Origin of the sequence: Cellulomonas terrae (assembly GCF_007990265.1) — a bacterium.
In the GTDB taxonomy this organism is placed as follows: domain Bacteria; phylum Actinomycetota; class Actinomycetes; order Actinomycetales; family Cellulomonadaceae; genus Cellulomonas; species Cellulomonas terrae.
The window spans coordinates 19471-42603 of sequence record NZ_BJWH01000012.1; the positions used below are offsets into that span (position 1 = coordinate 19471).

At 73.8% G+C, this 23133-nt stretch carries 26 protein-coding genes; 13 read left to right on the forward strand and 13 right to left on the reverse strand.

Annotation, left to right across the window (positions count from 1 at the left end):
- Window positions 1-20 precede the first annotated feature (20 nt).
- The 7 genes from CTE05_RS12005 to CTE05_RS12035 form a co-directional block, all read right to left on the reverse strand.
- A complete protein-coding gene (locus tag CTE05_RS12005; protein WP_146846423.1) occupies window positions 21-311 on the reverse strand; it encodes a hypothetical protein in 291 nt (96 codons plus the stop codon).
- 36 nt (window positions 312-347) lie between these two features.
- Window positions 348-1265, reverse strand: coding sequence for a pseudouridine synthase (locus CTE05_RS12010; RefSeq protein ID WP_146846425.1), 918 nt, complete (start codon window positions 1263-1265; stop codon window positions 348-350).
- A gap of 176 nt (window positions 1266-1441) precedes the next feature.
- Window positions 1442-2344, reverse strand: coding sequence for a siderophore-interacting protein (locus CTE05_RS12015; RefSeq protein ID WP_146846605.1), 903 nt, complete (start codon window positions 2342-2344; stop codon window positions 1442-1444).
- Between the two features lie 86 nt (window positions 2345-2430).
- The gene (locus tag CTE05_RS12020) at window positions 2431-4539 is read right to left on the reverse strand and encodes an iron ABC transporter permease (protein WP_146846427.1); all 2109 of its coding nucleotides are present in this window, start codon (window positions 4537-4539) and stop codon (window positions 2431-2433) included.
- Window positions 4540-4544: 5 nt separating this feature from the next.
- The gene (locus CTE05_RS12025) at window positions 4545-5531 is read right to left on the reverse strand and encodes an ABC transporter substrate-binding protein (RefSeq protein WP_146846429.1); all 987 of its coding nucleotides are present in this window, start codon (window positions 5529-5531) and stop codon (window positions 4545-4547) included.
- A gap of 33 nt (window positions 5532-5564) precedes the next feature.
- Window positions 5565-6386, reverse strand: coding sequence for an ABC transporter ATP-binding protein (locus tag CTE05_RS12030; RefSeq protein WP_146846431.1), 822 nt, complete (start codon window positions 6384-6386; stop codon window positions 5565-5567).
- A 60-nt stretch (window positions 6387-6446) separates the two neighbouring features.
- Entirely contained in the window at window positions 6447-7538 is a 1092-nt protein-coding gene (locus CTE05_RS12035) for a VIT1/CCC1 transporter family protein (protein WP_146846433.1), read from the reverse strand.
- Window positions 7539-7678: 140 nt separating this feature from the next.
- On the opposite strand from CTE05_RS12035, the gene CTE05_RS12040 reads away from it, so the two are divergent.
- On the forward strand, window positions 7679-8092 hold the full coding sequence (locus tag CTE05_RS12040; RefSeq protein WP_146846435.1) for an ATP-binding protein: 414 nt from the start codon (window positions 7679-7681) through the stop codon (window positions 8090-8092).
- Here CTE05_RS12040 and CTE05_RS12045 read toward each other — a convergent pair.
- Window positions 8079-8657, reverse strand: a complete 579-nt coding sequence (locus tag CTE05_RS12045) for a hypothetical protein (protein ID WP_146846437.1) — start codon at window positions 8655-8657, stop codon at window positions 8079-8081. The two genes, CTE05_RS12040 and CTE05_RS12045, sit on opposite strands and share 14 nt — an antisense overlap.
- Window positions 8658-8765: 108 nt before the next feature.
- Between CTE05_RS12045 and CTE05_RS12050 the strand changes: the two genes are divergently transcribed.
- Together CTE05_RS12050 and CTE05_RS12055 are read left to right on the forward strand one after the other, a co-directional pair.
- On the forward strand, window positions 8766-9953 hold the full coding sequence (locus tag CTE05_RS12050; RefSeq protein WP_146846439.1) for an ATP-binding protein: 1188 nt from the start codon (window positions 8766-8768) through the stop codon (window positions 9951-9953).
- Complete coding sequence (locus CTE05_RS12055) at window positions 9950-10609, forward strand: response regulator (protein ID WP_146846441.1); 660 nt, start codon at window positions 9950-9952, stop codon at window positions 10607-10609. Before CTE05_RS12050 ends, CTE05_RS12055 begins: the two co-directional genes overlap by 4 nt.
- Here CTE05_RS12055 and CTE05_RS12060 read toward each other — a convergent pair.
- Genes CTE05_RS12060 through CTE05_RS12075 form a run of 4 tightly spaced genes read right to left on the reverse strand, consistent with a single transcriptional unit; the run spans window position 10606 to window position 13782 of the window.
- The gene (locus CTE05_RS12060) at window positions 10606-10971 is read right to left on the reverse strand and encodes a hypothetical protein (RefSeq protein WP_146846443.1); all 366 of its coding nucleotides are present in this window, start codon (window positions 10969-10971) and stop codon (window positions 10606-10608) included. The genes CTE05_RS12055 and CTE05_RS12060 overlap by 4 nt on opposite strands.
- A 17-nt stretch (window positions 10972-10988) precedes the next feature.
- A complete protein-coding gene (locus tag CTE05_RS12065; RefSeq protein WP_146846445.1) occupies window positions 10989-11975 on the reverse strand; it encodes a TIGR03557 family F420-dependent LLM class oxidoreductase in 987 nt (328 codons plus the stop codon).
- Between the two features lie 38 nt (window positions 11976-12013).
- The gene (locus CTE05_RS12070; protein ID WP_146846447.1) at window positions 12014-13111 is read right to left on the reverse strand and encodes a Gfo/Idh/MocA family protein; all 1098 of its coding nucleotides are present in this window, start codon (window positions 13109-13111) and stop codon (window positions 12014-12016) included.
- Window positions 13112-13164: 53 nt separating this feature from the next.
- Window positions 13165-13782 (reverse strand): hypothetical protein, encoded by a 618-nt coding sequence (locus CTE05_RS12075; RefSeq protein WP_146846449.1) that lies wholly within the window; start codon window positions 13780-13782, stop codon window positions 13165-13167.
- A gap of 155 nt (window positions 13783-13937) precedes the next feature.
- On the opposite strand from CTE05_RS12075, the gene CTE05_RS12080 reads away from it, so the two are divergent.
- The 4 genes from CTE05_RS12080 to CTE05_RS12095 all read left to right on the forward strand — a co-directional run bounded on the left by CTE05_RS12080 (window position 13938) and on the right by CTE05_RS12095 (window position 16700).
- Window positions 13938-14546 (forward strand): hypothetical protein, encoded by a 609-nt coding sequence (locus CTE05_RS12080; protein WP_146846451.1) that lies wholly within the window; start codon window positions 13938-13940, stop codon window positions 14544-14546.
- A complete protein-coding gene (locus CTE05_RS12085) occupies window positions 14540-15562 on the forward strand; it encodes a hypothetical protein (RefSeq protein ID WP_146846453.1) in 1023 nt (340 codons plus the stop codon). The genes CTE05_RS12080 and CTE05_RS12085 overlap by 7 nt, the downstream gene beginning before the upstream one ends.
- Window positions 15563-15642: 80 nt before the next feature.
- Window positions 15643-15951 carry a hypothetical protein gene (locus CTE05_RS12090; RefSeq protein WP_146846455.1) on the forward strand — a complete coding sequence of 103 codons (309 nt, stop codon included), beginning with the start codon at window positions 15643-15645 and terminating at the stop codon, window positions 15949-15951.
- 143 nt (window positions 15952-16094) lie between these two features.
- Entirely contained in the window at window positions 16095-16700 is a 606-nt protein-coding gene (locus CTE05_RS12095) for a hypothetical protein (protein WP_146846457.1), read from the forward strand.
- A gap of 205 nt (window positions 16701-16905) precedes the next feature.
- On the opposite strand, the gene CTE05_RS12100 is transcribed toward CTE05_RS12095, so the two are convergent.
- Window positions 16906-17901 (reverse strand): FHA domain-containing protein, encoded by a 996-nt coding sequence (locus CTE05_RS12100; RefSeq protein WP_146846459.1) that lies wholly within the window; start codon window positions 17899-17901, stop codon window positions 16906-16908.
- A 257-nt stretch (window positions 17902-18158) separates the two neighbouring features.
- On the opposite strand from CTE05_RS12100, the gene CTE05_RS12105 reads away from it, so the two are divergent.
- The 6 genes from CTE05_RS12105 (at window position 18159) to CTE05_RS12130 (ending at window position 23123) form a co-directional block, all read left to right on the forward strand.
- Window positions 18159-18905 carry an SAF domain-containing protein gene (locus CTE05_RS12105; protein ID WP_146846461.1) on the forward strand — a complete coding sequence of 249 codons (747 nt, stop codon included), beginning with the start codon at window positions 18159-18161 and terminating at the stop codon, window positions 18903-18905.
- A gap of 1 nt (window position 18906) precedes the next feature.
- Window positions 18907-19686 carry a CpaE/TadZ family protein gene (locus tag CTE05_RS12110; protein WP_146846463.1) on the forward strand — a complete coding sequence of 260 codons (780 nt, stop codon included), beginning with the start codon at window positions 18907-18909 and terminating at the stop codon, window positions 19684-19686.
- A 16-nt stretch (window positions 19687-19702) separates the two neighbouring features.
- Window positions 19703-21016: a TadA family conjugal transfer-associated ATPase gene (locus tag CTE05_RS12115; RefSeq protein WP_146846465.1), complete on the forward strand. Its 1314-nt coding sequence runs from the start codon at window positions 19703-19705 to the stop codon at window positions 21014-21016.
- Window positions 21016-21918 (forward strand): type II secretion system F family protein, encoded by a 903-nt coding sequence (locus CTE05_RS12120; RefSeq protein WP_146846467.1) that lies wholly within the window; start codon window positions 21016-21018, stop codon window positions 21916-21918. Before CTE05_RS12115 ends, CTE05_RS12120 begins: the two co-directional genes overlap by 1 nt.
- Window positions 21915-22835, forward strand: a complete 921-nt coding sequence (locus CTE05_RS12125; RefSeq protein WP_146846469.1) for a type II secretion system F family protein — start codon at window positions 21915-21917, stop codon at window positions 22833-22835. The genes CTE05_RS12120 and CTE05_RS12125 overlap by 4 nt, the downstream gene beginning before the upstream one ends.
- A gap of 63 nt (window positions 22836-22898) precedes the next feature.
- Entirely contained in the window at window positions 22899-23123 is a 225-nt protein-coding gene (locus CTE05_RS12130) for a hypothetical protein (protein WP_146846471.1), read from the forward strand.
- Window positions 23124-23133 lie beyond the last annotated feature (10 nt).

Genomic DNA, 23133 nt, shown 5'->3' on the forward strand with positions numbered 1-23133 from the left:
ACAGGGCGTGGTCCGGTCACCTACGGCTGCCGCGCGACGGTCTCCCCGTCGAGGAGGACCTGCACCCGGGTGCCGGGAGCCGCCGGGACGAGGCGCGCGAACGACCCGTCGACGTGGAACACGGTGCGCTCGGCGCCGACCACGACGACGAGCTCTCCCACCCCCGTGCCGTGCACCGTGACCCCGCCAGGGCCGGGCACGATGGCCGCGTCGGCTCGCTGGGGCGGCGACGCGACGAGAGCGACGAGGACGGCGACCAGGACCGCGAGCACGAGCACGGCGCTCCGCCGGGACAGGGCAGCCAGGGCCATGACGCACCTCCTCGCTCGCGACGAGCGTAGCCGCGGTCAGTCGGACAGCGGCAGGCGCCGGACGCTGCGGAACCGGCGCACGCTTCCGTCGACCGGGTCGGTGAACGCGAGCTCCCCGGCCAGCAGCTGCAGCGGCCGACTGAAGTCGTCGACGTCGACCTCCCGCACCTGCGGGTACAGCGGGTCGTCGACGATCGGGATGCCGAGGCCGTCGAGGTGCACCCGCAGCTGGTGGGTGCGGCCCGTGCGCGGCGTCAGTCGGTAGACGCCGCGGCCGTCCGCCTCCGACTCCAGCTCGATGAGCGTCTCCGCGTTGACCGGTGCGTCCGGCACCACCTCGGCCTGCCACGAGCCGCGCTCCTTGCGCAGATGGTTGCGGACCACCACCGGGAACGACAGGTCGTCACGCAGCGGGGCCAGCGCCCAGTACGTCTTGGCCACCGCGCGGTGCTCGAACAGGCTCTGGTACGGCCCGCGCCACCGCGGCTCCGTCGCCAGCATGAGCAGGCCCGACGTGACGCGGTCCAGGCGGTGCAGCGGCGACAGGTCGGGCAGGCCCAGCTGCGCCCGCAACCGAACGACGACGCTCTGCATGACGTGCCGGCCCCGCGGGATCGACGACAGGAACGGAGGCTTGTCGACGACCACGAGCCGCTCGTCGCGATGGACCACGTGGATCGGCGCCGTGACCTCCGGCTCGTCCCGCAGGTCGCGGTGGAACCACACGAACCGGTGCGGCGCGTAGGGGTCGTCCTCCCGGACCGCTCGCCCGTCCTCGTCGACGAAGCGCTCCCCCGCCAGCATCGCCGCCACGTCGACGTGCTCCGGCAGCCGGTCCCGCAGCCAGGCACCCATCGTCGACCACTCGTCCGCGCGGGAACGGTCGCGGTCGGGGGTGCGCAACCGGGCGGCGTCGAGACCGTGCCGCGCCGGGAGCGGCGATCTGGGGGGCACCTGCCGATGCTAGGGGGCTGCTCGAGCAGACGCCGAGCCGTCCCGTCTGCGGGCCGCCGCCGAGGTGGGTCGTCCCGATCCGCGCCGGGTGCCCGCGCTCGTCGGCGACACCGCCTCCGTGGTCCGGTACCTGCTCGTCAGGTCGGGCATGGTGACCTCACGAGCGGCTGAGCCGCTCAGTTCGCCTCCGACCGCCCCGCACGCCAGTACCCCATGAACGCGACGGCCTTGCGGTCGACGCCGCACTCGGCGACCAGGTGCCGGCGCAGGGTCTTGATGACCGCGGCCTCGCCGGCGAGCCAGGCGTAGAGCGCGGCGTCGGCACGCAGCGGGGCACCGGTCTCGTCGACGGGCACCTCCCAGAGCATGCCCTCGTCGACGTCCACGTCCTCGAGCTCGACGTCCGGTGCGGGGGCCTGACCGGGCAGGAGCCGCGCGCAGGCGGCCTGCACGGCGGGGACGAGCAGCTCGCCGTGGGCGCGGCCGTCGCGGCCGTACCAGCGGACGGTCACACCGTCCGGGGCCGCCAACGGGAGGCGGTCGCCGGACAGCGGCATCTCGATCAGGGCCTCGCCGCGCGCGTCGGCGGGCAGGCGTTCGAGGATGCCCGCGATGGCGGGGAGCGCCGTCTCGTCGCCGGCGATGAGCAGGCGGTCGGTGTGGGGCGGGGGCACGAAGTCGACGCCGCCGTGCGGGCCGGTCGCGTCGGCGTTGGGGCCGAGGATCACCAGGTCGTCACCGGGGGCGGCGCCGAGGGCCCAGCGGGAGGCGGGGCCGAGGTCGCCGTGCAGGACGATGTCGACGTCGACCTCGCGGCGGTCCTGGCGGACGCCGCGTGCGGTGTACGTGCGGATCGGGTGCCGCTTGTCCTCGGGCATCGAGCGCCAGCGGCCGTACCAGTCGGCGCTGTCCTGGAGGCTGAGCAGCTCGTCGTAGGACGCGGTGTCCAGCGGCAGGAAGAACTTGATGCGCTGGTCGAACCCGTTGTCCGCGAAGCGGTCCAGGTCGTCGCCCGTGAACGTCACGCGGACCACGCTCGGGCACATCGGCTGCACGGCGGCCACCTGCACGGCGAACATGCGGAAGGGCAGCGCCGGGGCCTCGACGGAAACAGTCACGTCGCTCAGGGTAGAGGAAGGTGAGGCTTCCCTCACTACCGAGTTCGTCACAGTGCACTCCTCCGCGTCCGCCACAGCAGGTAGATGAAGTAGGGGGTGCCGATCATGGCCGTGAGCAGACCGGCGGGGATCTGCGCAGGGGCGATGACGGTCCGGCCGAGGGTGTCCGCGAGGCTGACCAGCAGCGCACCGAGCAAGGCCGCGACCGGGATGACCCGGGCGTGGGACGACCCGACGAGCGACCGGGCCAGGTGCGGCGCGAGGAGGCCGACGAACCCGACGACGCCGATCGCGGTCACCGCCGCCGCGGTGAGCAGCGCGGTGACGACGAGCAGGGCCAGGCGGGTGCGCTCCAGCTGGACGCCGAGCACGCGGGCCACGTCGTCGTCGACTGCGAGGACGTCCAGGTCGCGCCGCCACCGGACGATCAGCGGGACCATCACGAGCAGCGCCACCGCCACCGGCCACACCTGCTCGGCCGTCCGCCCGTACGTCGAGCCCGACAGCCACGTGAGCGCCATCGTCGTGTTCCACGGGCTGGTCAGCACGACGATCAGGGTGATGATCGACGTCGCGGCGGCGGACACACCGATGCCGACGAGCACCAGGCGGTCGGAGCTGAGCCCGCGCCGGTTCGCCAGCGCGTAGACCAGCGCGAACGTGCTCAGCGCCCCGACGGCCGCCGCTGCCGACACCACCCAGAAGGGCGCCCCGGGGAAGACCACGATCGCGGTCACCGCGCCGACTCCCGCTCCGCCGGTGATGCCGAGCAGGCTCGGCTCGGCGAGCGGGTTGCGCGCGACGGCCTGCACGGTCGTGCCTGCGAGGCCGAGCGCGGCGCCGGCCAGGAGCGCGGCGAGCACGCGCGGGGTGCGCTGGTCGAGCACGAAGGACACCTGCCGGCCGCTGACCCCCGCGAACCAGTTGGCCACGTCGCCCATCAGCAGCAGGCGGTCGCCGAGCAGGAAGCCGGCGACCAGCGCGGTGACGACGGCGGCGGCGAGGACCACGACGACGACGCCGACCCGGCGACGCGACGCGGGGTGGGCGCTGACCGACGCGGTGCTGCGGGTCGGGCCGGAGTCGCGCAGACGGCGGGCGAGCCAGACCATCACCGACGCGCCGACCAGGGTGGTGACGACGCCCGTCGGGATGGCGACGGAGGCGACGCCGGGGACGGCCACGCGCAGCAGGACGTCGGCCCCGAGCACGACGACGCAGCCCGCCAGGGCGGCCAGCGGCAGGAGCAGCCTGTGCCGGGCCATCCCGGGGACGCGCCCGGCGACGAGCCGCGCGATCACGGGGGCCGTCAGGCCGACGAAGCCGATGGGACCGGCGACGGTGACCGCGAGCGCGGCCAGGAGCACGGCGAGCAGCACGGAGACGAGGCGGGTGCGGCGGACGTCGAGGCCCAGCACGGACGCGGTGTCGTCGCCGAGCGCCAGGACGTCGAGCCGGCGCGCCCACAGGACGAGGGCGATCCCGGCGAGCAGCACGACGGGCGCGGCCCGGACCACCTTGGAGGTGCCGGACTGCACGATCGAGCCCTCGCCCCACGCGAACATCCCCATCGTCTCCTGCTCGAACAGGAGCATGAGGAGGATGGTCAGCGACGAGAGCGCGAGCATCGTGGCGGAGCCCGCGAGCACGAGCCGGGTCGGGCCCTCGGCGCCGCCGCGCGCGATGGCGAGCACCAGCGCGGCGGCCGCGAGACCGCCGACGAACGCGAGCGCACCGTTGACCGCGAACGGCAGGGTGAGCCCGGTGACCGCCGCGAGCACGACGGTGAAGTACGCGCCGGCGTTCACGGCGAGGGTGTCGGGCGAGGCGAGCGGGTTGCGCGCGACCGACTGGAGCGCGCTGCCGGAAAGGCCCAGTGCGGTGCCGACCAGCAGCGCGGCGAGCACCCGTGGGGCACGCGACGCGACGAGCACCGCGAGCGCCTCGTCGTCCCCCGTCCCGGTGAGCAGGCCGAGCAGGTCGCCGACGCCCACGTGGGACGTGCCGAGCGTGAGGTCGACGAGCGCGAGCACGACCACGAGGGCGATCGCGGCGACGAACACGCCGACGATCAGGGCGGGCCGCGCGCGGCGGACGGCGGCGGGACCCGCGGCGCTGAGCGCTGCGGGTCCCGCCGTCGGTGCGTCGACGCTCATGGGTGTCAGGCTGCGGTCAGTGCTTCGACGGTCGCGTCGATGAACGCCGCACCCGACTCCGGGCCGCCGAACAGCCAGATGCCGTCGGGCAGGCGGGTCGTGTTGCCCGCGACGACGAAGGGCAGCTGCTCCCAGATCGCGTTGCCGGCGAGGCCGTCCTGGAACGCGTCGCCACCGTCGGCGTCGTTGCCGACGTAGAGGAAGTGGGTGTCGCCGAGCTCCGTCAGGCCCTCGACGTCGGTCTGCGCGAGGCCGTAGTCGGGGTCGCCCTCGCCGGTCCAGGCGTTCTCGAGGCCGATCTCCGCGGCGAGGGCGCCGAGGTACGAGCCCGGGGTGTAGATGCGGATGGAGACCGCACCGTCGGCGAGCCAGCCGTCGGCCATGGTGAAGGACGCGCCGGCCAGGCCGGCCTCGTCGAGCCGAGCGGTGGCGTCCTCGACCGTGGCGTCGAAGTCCGCGAGCGCGGCCTCGGCGGCGTCGGACGTGCCGGTCGCCTCACCGAGGATCTCCAGCGTGCGGCGCATCTTGCCGAGCGGGTCGGACGCGTCCGAGCCGCGCAGCGCGATGACCGGGTACTCGGCCTCGATCTGCTCGATGACCTCGGCGGGCAGGTCGGTCGTGGTGACCACCAGGTCGGGGTCGAGGGCCGCGATCGCGTCCAGGGACGGCTCGCCGCGCATGCCGACGTCGGGCGTCGACTCGTCGAGCGGCACGATCGTGTCCCAGGTGTTGTAGCCGACGACGTCGGCGGCGCCGACGGGCGTGACGCCGAGCGTGAGCAGGTTCTCCGTCAGCCCCCACTCGAGCGAGACGACGTCGGTGGCCGGGCCGTCGAGCTCCACGGTGCCGCGGTCGTCCTCGATGGTGATCGTCCCGCCGGCGGCGGCGGAGGACGAGGAGGTCGGAGCGTCGGCGGCGTCCTCGGTGGTGCCGCAGGCGGTCAGCAGGAGCGCTGCGCCGGCGAGGAGGGCGGGGAGGGCTGTCTTGCGCACAGGGGTGTCCTCGGAGGTTGGTGAGCGGGGGTGTCAGACGGTGGTCAGGTGGAAGCGGTGCGTGTGCTTGCCGACGGGGCGGGTGTGCACGCGACCGGTGGTCTCGTCGCGCTGGACGTCGATGCGGATGCCGTACGTCTCGGTGAGCGCGTCGGCGGTGAGCACCTCGTGCGGGCGGCCGGAGCCGACGACCTCGCCGCGGCGCAGCAGCACCACGTGGTCGGCGACGGCGGCGGCCTGGTCGAGGTCGTGCAGGACGACGCCGACGGCGACGCCGTGGTCGTCGGCCAGGTCGCGCACCAGGTCGAGGATCTCCACCTGGTAGCGCAGGTCCAGGTACGTGGTGGGCTCGTCGAGGAGCAGGACGCGGGTGTCCTGCGCCAGGCAGGTGGCGAGCCAGACGCGCTGGAGCTCGCCGCCGGAGAGCTCGTCGACGCCGCGCTCGGCCATCGACTGCACGCCCGTGACCTCCATGGCCCAGGCGATCGCGCGCGGACCGTCGGCGTCGTTCTGCCGCCAGCGGCCGCGGTACGGGTGGCGGCCGTAGCCGACGACGTCGCGGACGCTGACCCCCGACGGGGTGGGTCGCGACTGGGACAGCAGCGTCACGCGCCGCGCGAAGTCCTTCGCGGACAGGGCGTGGGCGTCGGGGACGTCGGGGAGGCTGACCGTGCCGGACTCGGGGCTGTGCAGCCGGGCGAGCGCCCGCAGCAGGGTCGACTTGCCGGACCCGTTGGGGCCGATGAGCGCGGTGACCTGGCCGGGCTGGAGGCGCAGGTCGGCCGACGTCACGACGACCGTGCCGTGGTACGCCAGCGTGAGGTCGTCACCGCGCAGGGCATCGGAAGGGGTCACATGGGTGAGGTTAGCCTGTACTAAGTAAGGCTTGGCAATCCTCTGCTCGAATGACGAGAATCACACCGTCGCGCCGAACGCCAGGCCGAGCAGGTACGTCGCGGCGGCCGCGCCGTAGCCGATGGCGAGCTGCCGCAGCGCGCGCTTGGCGGGCGACGCCCCCGACAGGACCCCGACCGTCGCCCCGGTGGCCAGCAGCGCCAGCCCCACCAGCACCGACGCCCACACCACAGCACTGAGACCCTCGGCCCCGAGCAGGTACGGCAGCACCGGGATCGCCGCCCCCGACGCGAAGAAGCAGAAGCTCGCCGCCGCGGCGCCGACGGCAGTACCGACGGACTCGTGCTCGTCGACGTCGTCCGACGGCTCGCGGGGCAGCGAGTCGGCGCTCCCCAGCGACCCCAGGACCTCGTCCGCCCGCGCCTGCGCCGCGTCGGGCTCCATCCCACGCGCCCGGTAGACCAGCGCGAGCTCGTTGGCGTCGACGTCGAGGTGCGGCAGGGCAGCACGGGCGGCCTGACCGGGCCGGGACGCCTCGAGCAGCTCGCGCTGGGACCGCACCGACACGTACTCCCCCGCAGCCATCGACAGCGCACCGGCCAGCAGGCCGGCCAGGCCGGTGAGCAGGACGATCGACGTCGACGCGCCGCTGGCCCCGATGCCGAGCACCAGCGCCAGGTTGCTGACCAGACCGTCGTTCGCACCGAACACCGCCGCGCGGAACGTGCCCGAGATCCGGTTGCGGCCCCGGGTGGCCAGGCCGCGCACGACCTCCTCGTGGATGGCCTCGTCGGCGGCCATGGTGGCGGTCGCGTCGGCGTCGTCGTCGTACCCCGACCGCGCCTCGGCACGCTGCGCGAGCGCGAGGACGAACACCGACCCGAACCGACGGGCCAGCACGCCGAGGATCCGCGTCCGCAGGTCACCGCGGCGCGGCCTGCCGACGTCGTCGCCCAGCAGGTCCAGCCAGTGCTGCTCGTGCCGCCGCTCCGCCTCCGCCAGGGCCAGGAGGATCTCGCGCTCCTCGCCGGTGCGGCGGGACGCGATGTCGCGGTAGACGGCGGCCTCCGCGCGCTCGTCGGCGAGGTACTGCCGCCACCGGCGGACCTGGCTCCGCGACGGGGTCGGACGCGCGGTCGGGGTGGTCTGCACGCCTCATCGTCCCAGCCGCCGGGGCGAGAAATGCCCTTCAGGGAGGAGTTCAGGTTGCCGAATCATCAGATGTGCATGACCGTGGCAAGGGACAACGAGGCCCCACCTTCGTTCCTGTCCCACTCTCCGGAAGGCTCCCGATGTATGCCGAGACGGCCGTGACGCCCGCGCTCTCCGCGATCGCGCCCGCACGGCACTGGGCTCGGGACCGCCTCTCCGAGGCCGGGGTCGACGACGGACGCCTCGACCTGCTCGTCCTGCTCGTCAGCGAGCTGGTCACCAACGCCGTCGCGCACGCCGACCCGCCCGTCGTCCTGCGCGTGCACGTCGACGAGGAGCGGACGCGCGTCGAGGTCACCGACGGCGTCCGCGACGTCCCGGTGGTGCGCGACCCCCCGCCGACCGCGCTCGGCGGCCGCGGCGTGATGTTCGTGGACCGTCTCGCGAGCAGCTGGGGCACGTCCGAGGAGGAGGGTGACGCGGCGAAGGCCGTGTGGTTCGAGCTCCGTCACGACGACGTCAGCGAGCTCGGCCACTTCTCTACCGAGCGCTGACGCTCTGCGGCCTGGCTCGCGTCGAGAGCTCCGACCAGACGGGCCCGAACACCAGCCAGCCGACGAGCACGAGCGTCGCGCGGCCCGCCCAGAAGACCAGCACCTCCCGCTGCGCGGGCTCGGTCGCGATCAGCATCAGCACGCCCAGCACGCCGCACGACACCAGCCACGCGACGACCACCCGCCCCCACAGGCGCCACTCGTGGCTGCGCGCCGCAGCCCCCTCCCGCGGTCGCGGCTCCGGCGCCGGACCCCCCGCGAACCGGTACGCCACCCACGCGTCGACCTTGTGGACGGTCAGCTTGCCGAACCCGACCGTGAAGCCGAGGTACAGCGCGGCCAGGCCGTGCGTCCACGTGGGTTCCGCGCCGCGCAGCAGGTCCCCGACCGTCGCGACGAGCAGGACCACCTCCAGCACCGGCTCGCACAGCAGCAGCACGGTCGAGGTGCGGCGCCAGTGCAGTCCGTAGCGCGCGAGGACGGCGGCGGCGAGGAACACCCAGAACGCGATCTCGCACGCGACGACGAGGGCGGCGACGGGGTTCTCCCGGATGGCGTCGATCATGCGACCACGGTGACGACGGTGGAGAGCGGCCGCGTCAGGCGTTGGGCGCACGAGGCCGTACATCCTTCGGACGACCCCGGTCCGGACGCCGTGTGCTGGGATGGCCCGATGGGACAGGTCCTGCGCGATCGGCTGGAGGACGAACGCGTGGTCGCCGGGGTCATCCTGCTGCTCGGCGTCGCGCTCGCCATGCTCGGGCTGGCCGGTCGGCCCCCGCGCGCCCTGGCCGGGACCGTCGTGGAGCAGTACGCCGTCTGGTGGCACCTGCTGATCCTCGTGCTGGCCGTCGCGGCGCTCCTGGGCAAGCGTCGCCACCCCGTCCGCACGCTCGTCGTCGTGGCGGTGCTCGCCGCGGTCGACGGATACCTGGGCGGCGGCATCGCGATCTTCGTCGTGCTGTTCGACGCCCTCTACACCGCGGCGCTGGTCACGCGCCCGGTCGTGCGGCGCCGGATCACGTGGACGGTCGTGGCGGTCTCCGTCGGCGGCCCCGTCGCGACGATGGTCGCCGGGGCCGAGCTCCGGGACGCCGTCGTCCTGTTCCTGCAGGCCGTCGCGCTGTACGGCACCCCGCTGTGGTGGGCCTCCGACGTCCGGCAGCGCACCGAGCTCGCGGAGCTGGAGCGTGAGCGTGCGGACCTCGCCCACGCCGTCGCGGCGGACGCGGTGCGGATCGCCGACCTGGACCGCGAGTCCGCCGTGCGTGAGGAGCGCGCGCGGATGGCCCGGGACCTCCACGACGTGATCGCCGGCCACCTCTCCGCGGTCGCGATCCACACGGAGGCCACCCTGGCCTCGCCGGACACCTCGCGGGACCGGGACACGCTGCGGATCGTCCGGGCCGGGGCGCTGGAGGCGCTCGCCGAGATGCGGTCGATGATCCTGGTCCTGCGCGGGCGCCCCGACCCCGTCACCGCCCCGGCCGGGCTGGCGCGGCTCGACGCGCTCGTCACCGCGGCGCGGTCGGCCGGACAGGAGGTCGTCGTGCTCGGCGCCACGCCGGCGCACCTGCCCACGGCCACGGACCAGGCGGCGTTCCGGATCGTGCAGGAGTCCCTGACCAACGCCGCCCGGCACGCGCCCGGGTCGCCGGTGGAGGTCGCCGTCAGCGCGCAGGACCTCGTGGAGGTCGTCGTGACGAACCGCCTGGGAGCGGACGCCGCACCCCCGCAGAGCACCGCCACCGGTCTGCTGACCATGCGGGAGCGGGCCGAGGCGCTCGGCGGGACGCTCGTCGCCGGCCCGTCCGGCGGCCAGTGGGTCGTGCGCGCGTCGCTGCCACGGGTCGCGTCGTGACCGGCGACATCCGCGTGCTCGTCGCCGACGACCACGGCGCGATCCGCGCCGGGCTGCGTCTCATGCTCGACGGTGCCGACGGGATCACCGTCGTCGGGGAGGCCGCCGACGGCGCCGCTGCCGTCACGAACGCCCGCGCGCTGCGGCCGGACGTGGTGCTCATGGACATCCGCATGCCCGGCACGGACGGCATCGAGGCCACCCGCACGATCGTCGCCGAGGGGCTCGCCGACGTCCTGGCCCTGACCACGTTCGACCTCGACGACTACGTCCGCGGGGTGCTCGCGGCCGGTGCCGTCGGCTTCCTGCTCAAGACCGTCGGCGCCGCCGAGCTGGTCGACGCCGTCCGTCGCGTCGCCGCAGGTGACGGGGTGCTCGCCCCGGAGGTGACCCGGCGGCTGCTCGCCGACCTCGTCGCCGCGCAGGCTCCCGCACCGCCCCCTGCTCAGGGCGTCGACGACCTCACCGCCCGCGAGCGCGACGTCCTCGCCTGCCTGGGTGCGGGGATGTCGAACGCGGAGATCGGTCGGGCGCTCGAGATCACGGAGGCCACGACGAAGACGCACGTCACCCGCGTGCTCGCCAAGCTCGGCTGCACGTCGCGCCTCCAGGCGGCCCTGGTCGCGGTGGAGGCCGACGTGGTCTGGCGGTCCTAGTCCTCCCAGGGCGGGGTCTCGTCGAGCTTCTTGTAGTACTTCGCCAGGTGGCTCCTGATGCGGTCGCGGTCCTTGTCGGGGACGTCGACGCCGCCGCGAGAGCCCTGCATGACGGCGGCGGCCGCGAAGACCCCTCGGGGGACCGCCGTCAGCCGACCGTCGACGACGTCCGCGATGAGCAGCTTGTACGCGGTGAAGTTCTCCTTAGCGTCGGCGTCGTACCAGACGTGCGCGTCCCGGTACTTCTCGTTCGGCTCGTCCTCGGCCTTCGCCCAGGCGCGGACGCGCTTCTCGGCGGCGTCGCCGTCCCAGGCACGGTCGCGGTCGGCCAGCGGGAGGTCGCCGAATGCGGTGACAGCCATGGGGGGACTCCTCTCACTCAGTCGGACGGTGCTGCGGCGCGGAGCTTCTCCAGCAGGGGGCCGGCGGCCGTCGCCAGGAACTCGTCCTGGCGCTCGTCGCCGACCTGCACGATCGCGAGGTCGGTGAACCCGGCCTCCCAGAACGCGGAGGCTGCCTCGACCACGGCGTCCAGGTCCGGGCCGCACGGGATCTGCTCGGCGACGTCGGACGGTCGGACGAACTGGCTGGCGGCGTCGAAGGCCTCGGTCGTCGGCAGGTCGGCGTTGACCTTCCAGCCACCGGCGAACCACCGGAACTGCTCGTGCGCACGGGCGACGGCCTGCTCACGGTCGGGGTCCCAGCTGATCGGGATCTGGCCGATCTTGCGCGACTCCGGGATGGCGTGGCCGCGCGCGTCGTCCCACGCGCGGACCGCCTCGGCGTCGGGCTCGACCGCCACGAGGTGGTCGACGAGGGTGGCGAACCTCGCGATCGAGTCCGGTCCCGACACGGCGGCGCCGATCTCGATGCGCTCGTCGGGGAGGTCCCACAGCTTCGCGGAGTCCACCTGGAAGAAGTCGCCGGTGTAGTTCACGCGGTCGCCGGTGAGCAGCTCGCGGATGATCTCGACGGCCTCCTCGAGCATGTCGTGGCGCTCGCCCACCGCGGGCCAGCGCTCCCCGACCACGTGCTCGTTGAGGTTCTCCCCCGCGCCGACGTTGAGCTGGAACCGACCGTCGGAGAGCACCCCGAGCGTCGCGGCCTTCTGCGCGACGACGGCTGGGTGGTACCGGAGGGTCGGGCAGGTCACGTAGGTCATGAGCTCGACGCGCTCGGTCGCCTGGGCGACCGCGCCCAGCAGCGTCCAGGCGTGCGGTGCATGGCCCTGCGCGTCGAGCCAGGGGAAGTAGTGGTCGCTGGACACCTCGAAGTCGAACCCGAGGCGTTCAGCGGCGATGGCGTACCGAACCAGGTCCTTCGGGCCGGACTGCTCGGTCATGAGGGTGTAGCCGAAACGGGTCACCGACCGACGGTCGCACCGCACCCGCGACCGCGCATCCGCTACGCGTCCGCCCACGCCTCCCGCGCGGTCCGGACCGGCTCGCCCGTGCGGCCCGCCTCCTCGATCGCCAGGCCGAGCAGGTGGTCCTGGCACCCGTCGGCCAGCGGGTACGGCGCCGGGCCGTCGCCGCGCACCCAGGCACCCGTCGCGTCGAGCAGCGCGGCGACGGCGATGTCGTCGTCGGCCAGCCGGGCACCCTCGAACGCGTTCCGGTACAGGACACGGCCGTCCAGGCTCAGGTGCTCCAGGTCGAACCCGTCGAGGTTCTGCTCGAGGCCGCTGACGCGCCGGACGATCGGCGAGCTCACGACCGTCCGGTCGTCGACCCAGCGGGTGACCGTGTCGTCGACGATCTCCCCGTGCGAGCCGCGCACGACGATCCGGTTGGTGCGCAACGGGTTGTGCCACTGGTTGTCGGTGAAGTCGTACAGGGCGCTGCGGCCGCCGCCGAAGTCGAGGGTGGCGAGGATGTTCCACGCGTCGACGGGCTCGGCGGCATCGGTCCAGCCGTCGCGTCCGAGCGGCCCGAGCAGGGGGGCGGTGAAGACCGACGCCCGGACGGTGACCTCGCCCCTGCCCGCTCCCAGCAGCCGCCGGATCAGGCCGACGGCGTGGTACAGATGCGTCGAGCTGATCTGTACGCTCGTCGCCGCCCCGATGAGACCGGCGTCGACCACGGCGATCCGGGCGGCGTGCGCCGGCATCGACGGGCTGTGCTCGGCCACCTGGACCAGTCCCGACGAGCCCACGTCCGCCCACAGCTCGCGCAGCCCGTCGGCGTCGGGCGCCGGCGGCGTCTCGGCCAGGACCGGGATGCCGAGCTCGACCAGCTCACGCGTGGCGTCGGGCGTCACCGGCCACGGCACGGAGACGACGACGAACTCCGGCCGGTCGGTCGTCGGACCGACCGCGGTGACGAGCTCCTCGATGGTGCGGACCGTCGGCACGCCCCACGTCCGCTCGACCTCCGCGCCACGCTCCGCGGACCGCGTCACCACGCCCGTCACCTGGAACCGCTCAGGCATCAGCCGCGCCATGCGGACGAAGAACTCGGCCCGCCACCCGCTGCCGACCACGCCGAACCGGATGGGTGCCATGAACCGTCCTCACCGTCGAGTGCTACGCGTCGGGCGAGCGTAACCCCGCAGCGTCAGCGCTCGGGGCGGTCCACGCGCAGGCTCAGCGCGACGGCGCGCAGGGCCTCGTCCATCGCGGGTGCGTGCTCCAGCGCGCTCGTCGTGCCGGTGAGCACCGCGAGCCAGATGCTGTCCGGCAGCGGCGCGGCGACCTGTGACGTGATCTGGTCGGCGCCCGTCGGCGTCGACTCGACCCGCCGCGCGAGGACGCCCGGACCCAGGCCCGTCTCGACCGGCTCCCCGTCCCGCACGACCAGGCGGGCGAGATCCAGGTCCGCCAGGACGGGCGCGGTCCGCAGCCACGTCAGGGAGAGGGAGGCGACGTCGGGCAGCGCGTCCGGGCCGACCGGCGTGCCGCCGACGCGCAGCATGGTCGCCACGGCGCCGGTCGCGGCACTCACCCCGGCGACGGACCGCAGCACGTTCGCCAGGCCGAGCCGCTGACGCTCGGTCAGGGTCGGCCACAGCGCCGACCGCGCGACGAGCGCCACGAGGTCGTCCCGCAAGCCCTTCGCGTCGCCCCGGAACGCCTCCCACCCCGGCGGCGCCGTCACGGTGAACGCGAACGGCGGGCGGGCAGGGACGCCCGGCCGGCGTCGGTACGACCCGGCGGCGGTTGCGGTGCTGGTCACGCCAGGGACCCTAGCGGCCGGAGCGGCAGACCCGGCGACGCCCTGTTCATCCCCTCCCCGGAAAGGACAATGCGGAGGGAATCGGTACCCTGGGCGTCGGTCGGCGCGTCCGGTCGGGTGGTGCGGGGTTGCAGCCAACGTGTGGAGGATCGTCGATGGGCCGGATCAACGTGGTCGTCGTGTCGGCGGCCTGCGCCCTGCTGCTGGCAGGGTGCACGTCGGCGCCCGCCGGCCCGCCGGGACTCACGGCGTCCCCGACGACCTCCGAGACGGCAGCCCCGACGCCCGCACCGACCGAGGACGAGGGTGTCGACGACCTGTCCGATCCGGAGCTCGGGATCGTGTTCGAGGACATCCCCGAGCTCGAGGGTGACGCGGCCGACGTCTACAACTGGATCGCCACGTACAACAAGGAGTACTGGCGCACCCTGACGACCAACACGGTCAGCCCCGCGTTCGGGGTCCTCGCGTCCGCCGAGGTGCAGGCCAGGATGCAGCAGATCGCGGACAAGAACACGAGCATCCAGGGCACGATCGGTGGCGTCCTGCACTCGAGCATCAGCAACGTCGTGGTCGACGGCGACTCGGCGTCAGGCATGGTGTGCGACGACTTCCGGGAAGCCACGTTCGCCGACCCGACCAGGTCCTACACGCCGGAGGAAGCCGGCTTCGGGGACCGCGCGTCGGTGAAGGTCACCCTGGCGCGGGTACCGGCGGAGGACCGGTGGACGATCGCGACGACCACGGTGGAGGGAACATGCTGAGGCGCCTGGCTCTTGCCGTCGTGGCAGCCACCGCACTGTCGCTCGTCGCGGTCGCCCCGGCCATGGCCGACGACCCGCCGGGCTTCGAGGGCAACGTCCCGGGACTGCCCTCGCCGTCGACGCCGGAGGTCACGCCGGGCGCGGGCGCCGGTTCGGTCCAGGTGACCGTCAGCCAGACCGGGACGACGGCGGGCGGTACCACCTTCTCGCCGCCCACGACCGTGCGGACGGTCGCGCCCATCTGCTGGTACTCCCGCGGGCAGACCGGCTACGACTACTACGAGTACTGGAAGCCGGGCGGTCCGGCGCGCAACGCAGGCACCCTGGACGCCTACGCGGCGCAGGGTCTGCTGCACCCGAACTACGAGGCCTACGCCACCGACACCACCGGCTACTGGTACGAGCCGAGGTGCCAGTACGACGCCCCGACCGAGACCTACCTGGCGTACCGCGGCACCCACCCGCCCGTGTTCGTCCCGGCCGGGGAGCCGGCGCCGGCGCAGGACGCCACGGTCGACCCCGAGGTGCTCGCGCAGATCGCGTCGGAGTCCATGGACCTCCCCGAGGGCACCATCCGGTGGAACCCGTCGCTGGTCGGTTCCGGTGCGACCGTCGTGAACACGGACACGTGGGTCTGGGTCGAGGGCGCGGCGACGTCTGTGTCGGTGACGGCGTCGATCCCGTCGGGCTTGTCGGCGACCGTGAACGCGGTGCTGTCCGGGATGGAGCTGAGCGCGCCGGGTTCGGACGGGACGACCTGCGCCGACACCGGCACGCCGTGGACCGCGGGAGCGACCTCGACCTCCTGCGCCCTGACGTTCTACCGCTCGACGGCCAACCAGCCGGTGAAGGCGGGCCAGTCGCTCCCGACGGCGACCCTGACCGCGACGGCGACCTGGACCGCGTCCTGGGTGTCGTCGGTCGACCCGAACCCGACCGCGCTGCCCGCCCAGACCCTGGCGACCACCGCGGAGGTCCCCGTCGCCGAGATCCAGTCCATCGTCACGCGAGGCTGACCTCGAAGGGCGCCCGAGCATCGCGTTCGGGCCGGTAGCGTGCAGCGCATCAACGGTGGCGTGACCCTGGAGGGCTGAGCGTGGACCCGGTCGAGCGCTCGCAGCAGCGGGTCGACGAGCTCCGAGCACTCCTGCGCGACCTGCGCGCCGCGCGCGCTGACGTCCCGTCGCTGTCCCGTCCGACCGGTTCCGTCGGCGCGCTCGGGACGTGGACCGGAACCGCCGCCGACCGTCTGCACCGCGACGAGCTCGTCCCGCTGTCCGGCGACCTGAGCCCCACCCTGCAGCGCGCCGAGCAGGCGATCCAGGACGAGCTCACCCACGCCCTCCGGGCCCACGACCGTGCCGAGGCCGACGCGGAGGCGGAGAAGCGGGCCACGACCACGTGACCCGCTGGTCGAGATCAGCGCGGAGGGTGTGGCGGCCGCGTGCTGGCTCCAGCGAGTGCCGTGGTGGGAGCGGGTGATCGATGCCGGTACCGTCGGCGCGTCGGGTCGGGTGCACGGTGCAGCCAAGGGGTGGAGGATCGTCGATGGGCCGGGTCAACGTGGTCGTGGTGTCGGCGGCCTGCGCCCTGCTCCTGGCAGGGTGCACGTCAGCACCCGCCGGTTCGCCGGGACCGACGGCGTCTCCGACCACCTCCGAGACGGCAGCCCCGGCGCCCACCCCGACCGACGAGGGCGCCGACGACCTGTCGGACCCGGAGCTCGGCATCGTCTTCGAGGACGTCCCCGAGCTCGACGGGGACGCGGCCGACGTCCACAACTGGATCGCCACGTACAGCACGGAGTACTGGCGCACCATGACGACCAACGAGGTGAGCCCCGCGTTCGACCTCATCGGATCGGCCGACGTCCAAGCCACGATGCAGGGGATCGTCGACCAGAACGTGAGCTCTCAGGTCGACATCGCGGGTGTCTTCCACGCCCGGGTCGGGGACGTGGTGGTCGAGGGCGACACGGCACGCGGCACCGTCTGCGACGACTACCGCGACGTCACGTTCACGGATCCGAACGGCACCTACACCCCCGACGACGTCGGCTTCGGCGAGCCGCGCCACAAGACCCTGACCCTCACCCGGGTCCCGGACGAGGACCGGTGGCTGGTCCTCACGAGCGTGGTCGAGGGCACCTGCTGACCTGCTCCCGCGGAAGGGTCTCCCATGACGGTTCCGAGCTCGTCCTCGACCCGGCTCGTGCGCGAGCTGACAGCGTCTGGCCCCGAGGAACGTGGAGCACCGTGATCCGGCCACGTCAGCCTCTCGACCACGACGGGAGCCGCGGGCGGCTCGACCGACGTTCGTCCGAACGAGCGACCCGAGCGGTGCGCCGGACGGGTGGACCTCAGTCGACCAGCGTCACCGTGCAGCGGACGTCGCCGAGCTCGAGGGTCGTGCCCGGCGCGATCTCGTGCCGGTCACCCGGCGTGAGCCGCACGGGGGGCTGGGACATGATCCGCGTGCCGTTCGTGGAGCGGCAGTCGGTCACGAACACGCGGCCGTGGTCGTCGACGTCGACGAACGCGTGCGTCTTCGAGACCTGCATACCCGGGCTGGCCACGCGGATCGGGTGCCGTCCGTCCGCGGCCGCGGGATCGCGGCCGAGCGAGACGCCGTCCGGGGCGGTGACGCTCGGCTGGGCGCTGAAGGTGAGGTGCAGCGAGCGGGCACGGACGACGGCAGGGGCGGTGCGCCGTCCGGTGCGGGTCGGCGGCGGGGCGACCGGCTCGGGGTCGGCCGGCTCGTGGAACAGGTTCCCGAGCGACGCCGGACCGGTGGTGGTCGACCGGGTCGCGACAGGCACGAGGGGCACAGCGGGCGCCGGGCGAACCGCCGGCTCGGGCCGAGGTGGGGCCGTCGCCGCCGCGTCCACGAGGGTGGCGCGCAGGCGCTCGATGACCTCCTCGTCGGGGTGGACGAGCGCGTCGGCGTCGAGCACGGCGACGGGCACGAGCTCGACGCGGTGCGGTTCGAGCACGCCGCACGCGTCGCACGTCATCGTCGTGACCTGCTGCGGGACGCCGCACCGCCGGCACGGCGAGGCGTCGACGGGGGGTGCGACCGCAGTGTCGAGAGTCCCGTCGTCGCGCACCCGCTGGACCGCGCCGTCGGGGCCGACGGCGAGCTGCTGCGTGCCGAGGGAGTCGGTGAGCTCGAGTCGGACGGGCCGGTGCACGGTCGTCGCGAGGGCGGCGCACCGCGCGATCACGCCGGCTCGCAGCCGGGCGGCGGACGGAGCGGCGCACGCGTGCTCGACGTCGTTCACGCTCAGCGTGCCGGTGCCGTCGGCCCGCAGGTCGGCGCGCACGCGCGGCCAGCGCCCGAGCACGGGTGCCGTCACGGCCGTGCACCCCCGTCGCGACACCGGAGCGGCGTGCGCGGATCGTGCCGGGTGGCTGCGGACATGCCTGCTCTCCTGTCGGTTCCCGTGAGGTGTCCGAACCGGACCCTGGACGACGGTCGCGGGGGCGAGCGGTCGTCGAGGCTCGATGGTAGCCGGGCTCCCCGGTCGCGGGTGTCCGGGCTGTCCACGTTCGCCGGGTGCGTCACACGGATTCGCCTATAGTCGTGCGGACCTTGGTCTGAGGCTGGACGAGCGTGAGGTACGGACTCCCGAGCATGACGGTGAACACGAGCACGAGCACGCCCGACGGGGCACAGGACCGCCGGCGTGCGCGCGAGGACCGCGGCCTGAAGCCCGCGGGCGCGGCAGCACGCGCCGACCGCCTGCCCCCGGCGCCGCGGGAGCGTCGGCCGCTGCTGGCCGCCTTCGCGGTGCTCCTCATCGTCGGCGGCGCCGCTGCGGCGGGCCTCCTCGCGGTGCGCTCCGACACGCGCGTCCCCGTGCTCGTGGCCGCACGCGACATCGCCGTGGGCCAGCAGATCACCGAGGACGACGTCACGACCACGCCGGTCGCGTCCGAGGGCCTCCTGCTGATCCCCGCGGACCAGAAGGACCTCGTCCTCGGCCAGTACGCGGACATCACGGTGAGCGCGGGGCAGCTGCTCGACACGACGATGCTCATCGGCACGCGCACCCTGCAGGACGGCAAGGTCGCCGTCGGCGCCTCGCTGGCCCCCGGCCGCATGCCGGCCTCAGGGCTCGCGGCGGGCGACGTCGTGCAGCTCGTCCAGGTGTCGGAGGGCGAGGGGACGGTCCTCGTGCCGGACGCGCTCGTGAGCTCCGCAGCCAGCCCCGACGCCGCCACCTCGGGTACGAGCGCGACGACGGTGACGTTCATCGTCGACGAGGCGGACGGTGCCCGGGTCGCCGGCGTCGGCGCCGAGGGGCAGCTCGCCGCGGTGCTCGTGACGCGCGGCGCACCCCTCGACGGGGAGGACTGACGTGCTGGTCGCGTTCGGCTCCGCGAAGGGCTCGCCCGGCGTCACGACGACCGCACGGGTCCTCGCGAGCGTGTGGCCCGGCGACGTGGTCCTCGTCGACGCCGACCCCGCGGGCGGTGACACGTCGCTGCTGGCCCGGACTCCCGACCGTGGTGCGCTCGACCCCGAGCGCGGGCTGCTGTCGCTCGCGGCCGACGCCCGGCGCGGCCTCGTCCAGGGTGGGGTCCGCGAGCACCTGCAGACGATCGAGGGTGGCCTGGACGTGCTGTGCGGGGTCTCGACGCCGGAGCAGATGACCGGCATCGCCAACGTGTGGCCCGCGCTCGCCGCGGAGCTGGCCCAGGTGCAGGCGACGGACGTGCTGGTCGACTGCGGGCGGATCGTCGCGTCGAGCCCGGTGCTCCCGGTGGTCATGGCCGCGGACGTGCTCGTGCTCGTCGCCCGCCCGCGGCTGGAGTCGTTCGCCCACGTGCGTGAGCGCGTGCGCTGGCTCGCGCACCTCCAGGACACCACCGCCCGCGTGCCTGCGGTCGGCGTGGTCCTCGTGGCCGACAGCCGCGACAAGCGCTCGCTCGCGGACCTGCAGCAGCTCCTCGCGCACGAGCGCCTCCCGGCGACGGTGCTCGGGCAGGTCGCGCTCGACGAGCGGGCTGCCGACGTCGTCGCGGGCCGGCTCGAGCGTCCGATCGCCCGCTCGCTGCTGGTCCGTTCCGTCCGCCAGCTCGTCGAGCCGGTCGCCGCGCTGGCCGTCGAGCGCGGCGCCGTCCGCCGACCCGCCTAGAACGAAGGAGCGGACCATGGCTGTCGACCAGGCACTCGTCCGGCGCCTCCGCGAGGAGGTCGCCGACATCCTCGCGCGCCAGCGTCGCGACGACGCCGCGAGCGGTCTCCCGGCGATGTCCGGCGAGGACGAGCGGCAGTTCGCGCGAGCCGTCATCAACCGGGTGCTCGACGCGTACGCGCGCGACGAGGTCAGCGCCGGACGCACGCCGCCGTCGCACGTCGACGAGGAGGACGTCGCCGCCGGCATCCACGCGGCGCTGTTCGGCGTCGGCCGGCTGCAGCCGCTGCTCGACGACCGTGACGTCGAGAACATCGACATCAACGGGCACGACAACGTCTTCGTCCAGTACTCCGACGGGCGCGAGGCGCGCATGCCGCCGGTGGCCGAGTCGGACGACGAGCTCGTCGAGCTCGTGCAGATCCTCGGTGCGTACTCGGGCCTGTCGAGCCGGCCCTTCGACGCGGCGAACCCCCAGCTCGACATCCGCCTGCCCGACGGCAGCCGCATGTCCGCGGTCATGGACGTGTGCGCACGGCCCTCGATCTCGATCCGCCGCGCACGCCTGTCGCGCGTGCACCTCGACGACATGGTGCGGCTCGGCTCGATGACCAACGAGGTCGCCGCGTTCCTGTCCGCCGCCGTGGCCGCGCGCAAGAACATCATGATCGCGGGCGCGACGAACGCAGGGAAGACGACGCTGCTGCGGGCCCTGGCCAACGAGATCCCCCCGCACGAGCGGCTCATCACCGTCGAGCGTGCGCTCGAGCTCGGGCTCGGGGAGTTCGCGGACCTGCACCCGAACGTCGTCTCGTTCGAGGAGCGCCTCCCCAACTCGGAGGGCAACGGCGCGATCTCGATGGCCGCGCTCGTGCGCCGCAGCCTGCGCATGAACCCCAGCCGCGTGATCGTCGGCGAGGTGCTGGGCGACGAGATCGTGACCATGCTCAACGCGATGAGCCAGGGCAACGACGGCTCGCTGTCGACGATCCACGCGAACAGCTCGATCGAGGTGTTCAACCGGATCTCGACGTACGCGATCCAGTCCACGGAGCGCCTCCCCGTCGAGGCGACGATGATGCTCATCGCGGGTGCCATCGACTTCGTGGTGTTCGTGCAGAAGCAGAACGACTTCCACAGCGGCGGCCGCCTGCGCCGGTTCGTGGCGAGCATCCGCGAGGTCAACGGCATCGACGGGCGCGTCCTGTCGAGCGAGATCTTCGCGGCGGGGATCGACGGCGTCGCCGTCCCGGCCGCGCCGATCGCGTGCATCGACGAGCTCACGGCCGTCGGGTACGCGCCCGGCTTCGCGTACCTGCAGGGGCTGTGATGGCGCCGTCGACGATCTTCATCATCCTGCTCGGCGGGCTCGTCGGTGTCGGCGTCGTGCTCCTGCTGACGGCGGTGCGTCCGCGTCCCACCGAGCACCGCGTCGTGCACCGCAGCGGTCCGACGCTCGCCGAGCGGATCGGCCGGCGCGGGCTCCTGGCCGCGGCGGTGGCGCTGGTCGTCCTGCTGCTGACACGGTGGCCCGTCGCCGCCGCGGGTGCGGCCGTCGTCGTGATGTCGTGGACGGCCCTGTTCGGCGGTGCTCGCGCGGAGAAGCAGTCGATGGCCCGCATCGAGGGCCTCGCGTCCTGGACGGAGTCGCTGCGCGACACGATCGCCGGTGCCGTGGGCCTCGAGCAGGCGATCCCCGCGACGGTCTTCGCCGCGTCGCCCGCGATCCAGCCGCAGCTGCGTCTGCTCGTCGACCGGCTGCGCGTCCGCGTGCCGCTCCCGACGGCCCTGCAGCGCCTCGCGGACGACCTCGACGACCCGAGCGCCGACCTGGTCGTCGCGTCCCTGATCCTCAACGCCCGCCTGCGCGGCCCCGGTCTGCGCCAGGTGCTCACGTCCCTCTCGGAGTCGGCGCGCGAGGAGCTCGACATGCGGCAGCGCGTCGCGGCGGGCCGCAGCTCGACCCGGCGCTCCGCGCAGATCGTCATGGGGTTCTCGCTCGGCGTGATCCTCCTCATCTCGCTGATCAACCCGACGTACGTCGCCCCGTACTCGACGGTCACCGGGCAGCTCGTGCTGCTCATCGTGATCGGCCTGTTCGGCGCGGGCTTCTGGTGGATGAAGCGCCTGTCGGGTGTCGACGTCCCCGACCGCTTCCTCGTCGCGACGCCGGAGCGCATGGCGTCGTCGCCGGCACGCGGCGCCGTCGCGCAGACGGAGCGGGCGCTGTGACCGGCATCCTCGTCGCGGGCGCCGTCGTCGGGCTCGGCCTGCTGATCCTCGTCCTCGTCCTCGTCCCGCCGGCGTCGCACGCGGGCAGCGCGCTCGCTCGCCTCGACCAGGAGCGGCTCCAGGGCCGCGCCCGGGCGACCATCCTCGGGCTCGACGAGCGGGGAGCCCGGACGCCGGCGTGGCAGCAGTCGCTCGGACGCCGCGCGACGAGCGGTGTCACCGCCGCAGGGTTCGAGCTGCGGCCGCTGCGTGCCGACCTCGCGATCGTCGGGCTCACGCTCGACGCGTTCCTCGCGCGGTGCGTGATCGCCGGGGTCGCCGGCCTGCTGGTGCCCCTCGCGCTGGGCGCCGTCGCGACGGCCCTCGGGCTCGGCGTGAGCCCGTCCATCCCGCTGGTGCTGTCGCTCGTCATCGCGCTCATCGCTGCTCTGCTGCCCTGGATGGCGCTGCGGTCCACCGCCGCGGAGCGCCGGCGCGACTTCCGGCACGTCGTCGGCTCGTTCCTCGACCTCGTGGCCATGAGCCTGGCGGGCGGCCGTGGTGTCCCCGAGGCGCTGCAGGGTGCGTCCGAGCTCAGCGACGGCTGGGCCATGGTCCGGATCCGCAACGCGCTCAGCGAGGCCCGTCTGCGCGGCGCGACCCCCTGGTCGGCGCTGGGCGCGCTCGGTGAGGAGCTGCAGGTCGACGAGCTGCGGGACCTCGCCGCAGCGCTCGCGCTCGTCGCGGAGGACGGTGCGAAGGTCCGGGACTCGCTCTCCGCCCGCGCGGGGTCGATGCGGCGCCGCGAGCTCGCCGAGGCCGAGGGCAAGGCGGGCGAGAGCTCGGAGTCGATGCTGGTCGCGCAGCTGCTGCTCGCGGTCGGCTTCCTCATCTTCCTCGTGTACCCAGCACTCGTGACCGTCATGCAGCCCCGCTAGTATCTGCCCGGCCCGGCCGGACTCATTCACCCCGCACAGTTGTCGGAAGGACCGGAGGACCCCATGTACCTCTCCCCCACCAGCCCGTTGCTCTTCCTCGCGAACGAGGCACGCCGCCGCTACGCACGGGCACGTGCGTCCGAGGACCTGGGCGCGTCCGCCATCGAGTGGGTCATCATCACGGGGATCCTCGTGGCGATCGCTGCGGCGATCGGCCTGGTCATCTACAACCTCGTCAAGACCGAGGCCGACTCCATCACGATCCCCGACGCTCCTGGCGGGCCGTGATCCCGTCCCG